Below are 6897 nucleotides of genomic sequence, written 5' to 3'. Positions count from 1 at the left end.
TATTGTTTTTGTTTCGATCGTTGTCCTGGGGGGATTTCTTGCACACTTCTCAAGCGGGACGAGGTCCGTTCTTCCTGAGAAGGATTCTCCTGCCTTTTCGCTTGCGCTTAATACTGCAATAAAGACGCTCGAAGGACTAACTTCTGCCACGGCGACAGGTGCGCGGGTGGCTGAGGCAAAGGGAGGGGCTTTTCAGGGCGGGAGGTCTCCTGCGGATACGTACATAGGCCTCACGTGCGAGTACACGTGCGAACAGACATGCATGGTCACCACATGCACGGAGTACACGTGCGGCGGCTACCCCACATGTGTGGGATTCTACACGTGCGAGTGCACCTACCTCGGGGAGTTCACGTGCTGCTGCTACCCCACATGTGTGGGATGCACATGCAAGAGCGACGCCACATGCACACGGACTCCCACCTGCGACAATTCACCTACGTGCCGTGCCACACCCACGTGTTTGGCACCCACATGTTCTGACTGGTACACATGTTTCTCCAAGTTGACCTGTGACGGAACCACCACCTGCGACGGAGCATACGGCTGTAATGCGGGCACCTATGATGGTTCGTACACATGCGACGGGTCATACTTTTGTCGGTCCTGGTCCTTCAACGGGTGGCCCAGCTGTGACCAAGTCGGCAGTCCGCAATGCGCTTACACCCCGGCTGGCAGGACTACGTGGGGAAGTATCAAGGCGAAGTTCAAGTAAGCAACGGGAGACCTAGCCAGAGAGCAGCAAAGGAAGAGGGCCAGATTCGGATTCTGGCCCCTTTCATTTCTTGAGAAAGGACCGAACGGTGTGACGTGCTCGAGTATTGGCTTGCTGTGATGAGTGAGGCCGTCATCTCTTTTGCTCCTTTTTTGATGAATTGCTGAATCTATTACAGCCCAAACGACTGGCCTGGTGGAACCGAATCTCGGGCACGAGTGTCTCTCTCTTCGAACAAAGGCTGCCACGGGAAGAAGGAGCCGGACCGCTAACATATCGTATGGCAGTCAAAGAAAAGGTGCTGATACCTATGCAAGATGCCCGGTTCCCATGTCTAGTAAGATAGCCACTCAAGGTTTTTGCTCTTGTTCCTTCCTGTTTCAAGCCGTATCATCTGGGTGCACCGGCACCTGGCAATGGCGGTGTTCTGTCCGGCAGAGTCCAAGACTCGAACAGCGGGCTAGGAGTTGTGAAGGCTGGGTCTCAATAGAGAAAGTCAGAAGAAGGTTTCCTTTACGCTGCAGGGTATTCGGAAAGGAGGTCAGATGATTCAGGAAATTGCTGTCTCAACTTGCGCCCGGGTGGAGGTAGTTGACATCAGTTCTGACGTGAGGAGCGTAGTGAGAAAGAGCGGTGTGAAGGACGGCATATGCTGTATGTGTGTTCCTCACACCACGGCCGGGATCACGGTGAATGAAGGGGCCGATCCTTCTGTAACAAAGGACCTGCTGAGGGAGCTCAATGCAATCGTCCCTTTTGAGCACGGCTACTCCCACGCGGAGGGAAATTCGGCGGCTCACATAAAATCGACTCTTGTCGGGGCATCTGAGACTGTTTTTGTGGAAAACGGAGATCTGAAACTTGGCACATGGCAGTCAATATTCTTCTGCGAGTTTGACGGCCCGAGGCGAAGAAGGGTGATGGTGAAGGTCATTCCCGGATAGAATCGGTCGGCCTCGCATCCCTGACAGAGAGGAGAGTCCGGCAACGCTGGTGGGATGTGGGGAGTGCGGGAAGATTCTCGCTTCGAAAGCACGGGCTTTGGTGAAAGGCTGACACGAGTGGAGACGGAGAAGGAAGGCTTCAACCTGTTTGATGAATCTGATGAAGAGCTGCTCCTGAGGGCTCCGCTGGCCGACAGGATGAGGCCGAGAAGCCTTGATGAGTTTGTAGGCCAGGAGCATATCCTTGGGGAAGAGAAGCTTCTCAGGATTGTCCTGGAGAAAGGTGAGCTTACATCAGCCATCTTCTGGGGTCCTCCCGGCACCGGCAAAACCACACTCGCAAGAATCATCGCAAGAGAGACCGGTTGCCGCTTCGTTTCGTTCAGCGCCGTCACAGCCGGCATCAGGGAAATAAAGGAAGTGATAAGAATTGCCATTGACGAAAGAAAATTCAACAGGCGGAGGACGATACTTTTTGTTGATGAAATCCACAGGTTCAATAAGGCGCAGCAAGATGTTTTCCTGCCCTATGTGGAAGACGGGACAATAGTCCTGATAGGAGCAACGACTGAGAATCCTTCTTTTGAAGTGATCACTGCTCTTCTCTCGCGGTCAAAAGTCTTCACATTGAACCCCTTGACCTCTGAGAATGTGGCCGTAATCGTAAAGAGGGCGCTCGATGACAAGGAAAGGGGCCTCGGAAAATACGAAGCCACAGTGGAAGAAGAAGCTCTTGCCCACATCGTGATTTTTTCGAACGGTGATGCGAGAATTGCCTTGAACGGAATCGAGATGGCAGTTCTAACGACTCCGCCGGGCGCCGACGGCAAGAGAGTGATAACGCTCGCCATAGCCGAGGAAGCGATGCAGAAAAGAGCACTCCGCTATGACATGGACGGGGAAGAGCACTACAACATTATTTCCGCCCTCCACAAGAGTATGAGGGGCTCTGACCCTGATGCGTCACTTTACTGGTTGGCCCGCATGCTCGAAGGGGGAGAGGACCCCCTTTACATCGCTAGAAGGCTTGTGAGGTTTGCCTCCGAAGATATTGGAAATGCAGACCCTATGGCTCTTGTTCTTGCCGTGGCGGCAAAGGAGGCAGTCCATTTTGTCGGGATGCCGGAAGCCAATGTGGCCCTTGCCCAGACAGTGACCTATCTTGCGTGTGCGCCGAAGAGTAACGCGGTTTACACAGCGTATGAAGAGGCCGCTACTGACGTCAAGGAGAATGAAGCCCAGCCTGTGCCGATGTTTCTGAGAAATGCTCCGACGCCGCTCATGAAGGAGCTTGGCTACGGAAAGGATTATATTTATCCTCATGACAAGGCAAGTGGTTTTGTGCCAATAAGTTATCTCCCTGACAATCTCAGGGGGAAATCATACTACAAGCCGAAAGGAGCCGGCCTGGAAGGGGAGATTCTGAGACGAATCGAGGGCTGGAGGAAAGAGAGGAACAAAAAGGACGGCGAAAGTTCTTGACTCGCAGGCTGGCGGTTGATATAATTATTCAAGAGAGTTAGAAAATAGATCGCAGCTTGGACAACCCCTCAGAGAGTACAGCTTAGTCAGACAACAGAAGGGGGTTTTCATTTATGACCAGAATTGGTACTTTGTGTGCGTTTGTTTTTGCAGTCCTGCTTCTTTCCTTAGTCTCTGCAGCAACGCTCTTTGCTAACCCTGACCCTGCTCTGATGGTCTATCCATTCGGGATATCCGTCTATCACTACGACGGCAACGAGTACAAGGTCGTCTTTCCGGGAGAACCCGGTTACGACCCCCAATACGACCGGAGAGGCAAAGTACTTGTCAATAAGACCGACTTGACGGTAGCCAGAGATGTCTATTTGGCCAACCCGGTTGATTTCGACCAATCCAGCGGTGAGGGCGAAGGGTATTTCACTGAGGTCAAGAATTTCATGCTTACAATTCGCTGCTGGAGCAACAGGGCCACCACCTTCAGATCCGTCTATCTCTTTGTCTCTGACAATGGAATGGAGCTAACTTCATTGCCCATGTGTACGAGTGACAAATGCTTCTTTGACCTCAATGTGGACGGAACGAAATACACGACGCCTTATCTCCTGGGCGACATTGAAGTAGCGACTCCGGCAGCACCTCACTACTCAGGAGAGGTGACGGTTCACGTGAAGTGGACCGGCGAGTGCTTGTATCTGGTGCTTGGCGCGTTTATTGACGAAAACGGAAATGGGATGCCTGACCCTTCAGAGATCAAGGCTCCCGGTTCGCACGATACAACAACTGACGACCCGCTGATGACTGATACTGTGCCTATAAGCTGGGGAACGTTGAAGGCCATGTATCAGTAGGCTTTTTGTAGCACGAGGGAACTCAAATGGACTGAACCCAACCCCGGTTCAGTCCGTATCTTTTCAGCAGTCTGACTGCCTCCGTGTATTCTCCTTTCGTGATTCTTCGGTCAATCTCCGGGTAAGAGTCCGCATTGTGCGTCGGGAAGTACTGCGCCATCAAGCTGACATAACAGTTCTTGGAAACCTCCTGCGAGAGGAACCTGAAGACCTCTTCGCTTGCGCTCAGGCCGCCTGGAAGCACAAGGTGTCTTACAATCAACCCCTTCACGGCTGTGCCGTCTTCATCTAGAACGAGATCTCCTACCTGCCTGTGCATTTCCTTCACCGCTTCCCTGTTTCTCTCGCTGTAATCCGGTGCCTTCGAGTATTTTGTCGCATGCAGGCTTACGCCGTATCTCATGTCGGGCAGATAGATATCGATGATCCCATCCAGGAGCTCGACCATTTTCCCGAGTTCGTACCCGCTTGTGTTGTAGACAAGCGGTAGGCGGAGACCTTTCCCTATGGCAATCAATACGGAGTTCAGAATTTGCGGCATGAAATGGGTGGGAGTCACGAAGTTTATGTTGTGGCATCCTCTTTCCTGAAGTCTTAGCATCATGGAAGCGAGTTCATCCAGTGAGATTTCTTCCCCGTTAGCAAGCTGACTTATCGGATAATTTTGACAGTAAACGCACCTGAGATTGCAGCCGGAGAAGAATATTGTTCCAGAGCCGCGAGTGCCGGAAAGGGGAGGCTCTTCACCGTGGTGCGCGTTGAAGCTGGCCACCTTTGGAAGAGCACCTGATCCGCACACGCCCAAGTCGCCCTTTGTTCTATTGACCCCGCACTCTCGCGGGCATATTGCGCAGTCGTTCAGGAGAGAATTCAGGAAAGCTGCCCTCTCCTTGAGAACGCCAGACTCAAAATGGTTGAGATAACTGGGATAGTGCATTTTTCGGTATCCTCTCCCTTTTGAAATGCGCGGGAGGTACGCCCATCCGGTGATGACTTCCGGAACCGCCAGCTCCTAAATGGGGTACAAATCGCAAGACCACAGGTTCCTTGCTTTCTGATGAATGGTAACCTATACTCGGCAATCGAGCAAGGAACGGTGAGAGCGGAACTGCCGGCGGCAATGCTCAGAATGCAAGAAGAGAAGAGTTATGGAATTTAGGACAGAGAAACGTTGTTGACAAATTGTGATGCTATTTGTTAGTGTGGTCATGTCTACAATCCGACCGAGCCTACGGAGTTGATCCCTCCCTTCCAGGAAAGCTCGTGCGAAGCAACATGGCCATGAAACCTTTGAGGAAGAGGGGTTTCTCAGAAAAGGAGGTAGCAGGCGTTATGGACATATCAGTGCAGCGTAAATTCATGGGAGCAAGAGCAAGAGAAATCAGGAGGAAAAGAGGTCTGACACAGCTTGACGTAGCCAGACAAGTTGGTGTCACTGACGGGCAGATCAGCACTATCGAAAGAGGAGTTTCGTCTCCTTCAATCGAGACGCTCTGCAGCCTCGCTAAGGTGCTTGAGACTCCACTCTATGAATTCTTTGTCGAATCGGAAGAAAAAAGAATCGGAGTCGTAAGGGGCACCCAGAGGAAGCTGAAGAAACTCGGGACGGGAACTCAGGCGTATGAGATACCATCTCCGCGTGTCCACAGATCGAATCTTGTCGCCTATCATGTCATCATCGACTCACAGGGCGGAAGCTCTGAGAAGGGCCTGAACACGCCGGCCCCATGCCTCGGGTTTCTGATGAGCGGGAAAGTCGATGTGACCGTCGGCGTGAATTCCTACAGCATGAAAGAAAACGACAGCATCTGGGTTCCTCCGCACGTCTCCATTCACTGGAAGAACACGGCGAAGTCAAAGGCTGAGGGACTGGTCGTCGTAATAGGCGACTGAACCCAGGTTTCCTGTCTCATTGATTGACGTGAGGGCTCTGAAACGGTTCTCAACAAACCTTGAAGAGCCCTTTTCGCACCGGCAGGCATTTCGTCGAAGAGGAAATCGCATGCCGTGTGGTCACACGTCTTCCCTCAATACTAACGTCCCTATCGTCTAGCTGGCCAAGGACACCGCCCTTTCACGGCGGCAACACGGGTTCGAATCCCGTTGGGGACGCTTTTTGTTTGCAAAGGGTTACCTCCTTTCGCCAAATCTCTCATTTCCCTCCAGTGTCCAAATAGTGACTATTTGAAATCAGAACCAGGTCCTTTTCAAGAGTCCTGACCGCCTCGTTGAGATACTCCGGGGACAAGTGACTATACCTGATCGTCATTCTCACGTCCTTGTGTCCAAGAAGGGTTTGAACCGTCCTCAAGTTAGCCCCTCCCATCGTTAGGTAGCTTGCAAAGGTATGTCTCAGGTCATGGAACCGGAAATCTTCAATCCCACCCCTTCTACACGCTCTCTCAAAGGCAACGGTGAGCATATTCCCGTTGATGTCCGGAAAAACGATCTCGGAATGAAGATGGATGGGGAGTGACTTCAGGGTCCGGCAGAGAGTTTCGTTCATATAGACAGTTCTTCTCTCGTTGTTCTTGGTATTCTCAATCGTAATGCGCCTTGCTTGGAAATCTATGTTCTTCCATTTGAGCCGCAGGATTTCGCCTCTCCTCATCCCTGAGTTTAGAGCAATCAAGACAATGGGCTTAAGATAGATATTCATGAGATTAGAAAGGGAACGCCCGGTGTTGGAAAGCTTTTCTCTGAGGCTTTGAGGGTCGCAAGCAACAAGCAACTTCTCCGCCTCTTCAGGGGTTAGGTAACGAATTCTGCCGGGTTGTTCCTTCAACTCCTTTACTCCACTACAGGGATTATTCTTAAGGTATCCCCAATCAACCGCACATTCAAGCATATGCCTGTTCAGCGACAATTAGAATTCCCGGCGTGTTGCCTCATTAGAGAATGTTACCAG

Annotated in this window: 7 protein-coding genes and 1 tRNA gene; 6 read left to right on the top strand and 2 right to left on the bottom strand. The window is 51.7% G+C overall.

The window, feature by feature from the left end; translation table 11 throughout:
• The 4 genes from QME66_12230 to QME66_12215 form a co-directional block, all read left to right on the top strand.
• Window positions 1-715, top strand: a 715-nt coding sequence (locus tag QME66_12230) for a hypothetical protein (GenBank protein MDI6809730.1), incomplete at its 5' end; no start/stop codon positions are given.
• A gap of 545 nt (window positions 716-1260) precedes the next feature.
• A complete protein-coding gene (locus QME66_12225; protein ID MDI6809729.1) occupies window positions 1261-1659 on the top strand; it encodes a secondary thiamine-phosphate synthase enzyme YjbQ in 399 nt (132 codons plus the stop codon).
• Window positions 1660-1803: 144 nt separating this feature from the next.
• Window positions 1804-3141 (top strand): replication-associated recombination protein A, encoded by a 1338-nt coding sequence (locus QME66_12220; protein MDI6809728.1) that lies wholly within the window; start codon window positions 1804-1806, stop codon window positions 3139-3141.
• A gap of 113 nt (window positions 3142-3254) precedes the next feature.
• Window positions 3255-3989 carry a hypothetical protein gene (locus tag QME66_12215; GenBank protein ID MDI6809727.1) on the top strand — a complete coding sequence of 245 codons (735 nt, stop codon included), beginning with the start codon at window positions 3255-3257 and terminating at the stop codon, window positions 3987-3989.
• A gap of 22 nt (window positions 3990-4011) precedes the next feature.
• Here QME66_12215 and QME66_12210 read toward each other — a convergent pair whose 3' ends face one another.
• Window positions 4012-4926, bottom strand: a complete 915-nt coding sequence (locus QME66_12210; protein MDI6809726.1) for a radical SAM protein — start codon at window positions 4924-4926, stop codon at window positions 4012-4014.
• 326 nt (window positions 4927-5252) lie between these two features.
• On the opposite strand from QME66_12210, the gene QME66_12205 reads away from it, so the two are divergent.
• Both QME66_12205 and QME66_12200 read left to right on the top strand, forming a co-directional pair.
• Window positions 5253-5882, top strand: a complete 630-nt coding sequence (locus tag QME66_12205) for an XRE family transcriptional regulator (protein ID MDI6809725.1) — start codon at window positions 5253-5255, stop codon at window positions 5880-5882.
• Window positions 5883-6027: 145 nt separating this feature from the next.
• Window positions 6028-6101: transfer RNA gene (locus tag QME66_12200), tRNA-Glu, on the top strand.
• 40 nt (window positions 6102-6141) lie between these two features.
• Here QME66_12200 and QME66_12195 read toward each other — a convergent pair.
• Window positions 6142-6774: a site-specific integrase gene (locus tag QME66_12195; GenBank protein MDI6809724.1), complete on the bottom strand. Its 633-nt coding sequence runs from the start codon at window positions 6772-6774 to the stop codon at window positions 6142-6144.
• Between the last annotated feature and the right edge of the window lie 123 nt (window positions 6775-6897).

This window comes from Candidatus Eisenbacteria bacterium, from assembly GCA_030017955.1.
GTDB lineage: Bacteria > Eisenbacteria > RBG-16-71-46 > JASEGR01 > JASEGR01 > JASEGR01.
This window is presented reverse-complemented; position numbering and strand designations above follow the sequence as displayed.

Bases quoted from the DNA above. Each gene is read 5' to 3' on its own strand.
- QME66_12225 (MDI6809729.1), top strand. From the start codon at position 1,261: ATGATTCAGGAAATTGCTGTCTCAACTTGCGCCCGGGTGGAGGTAGTT.
- QME66_12215 (MDI6809727.1), top strand. From the start codon at position 3,255: ATGACCAGAATTGGTACTTTGTGTGCGTTTGTTTTTGCAGTCCTGCTT.
- QME66_12210 (MDI6809726.1), bottom strand. From the start codon at position 4,926: ATGCACTATCCCAGTTATCTCAACCATTTTGAGTCTGGCGTTCTCAAG.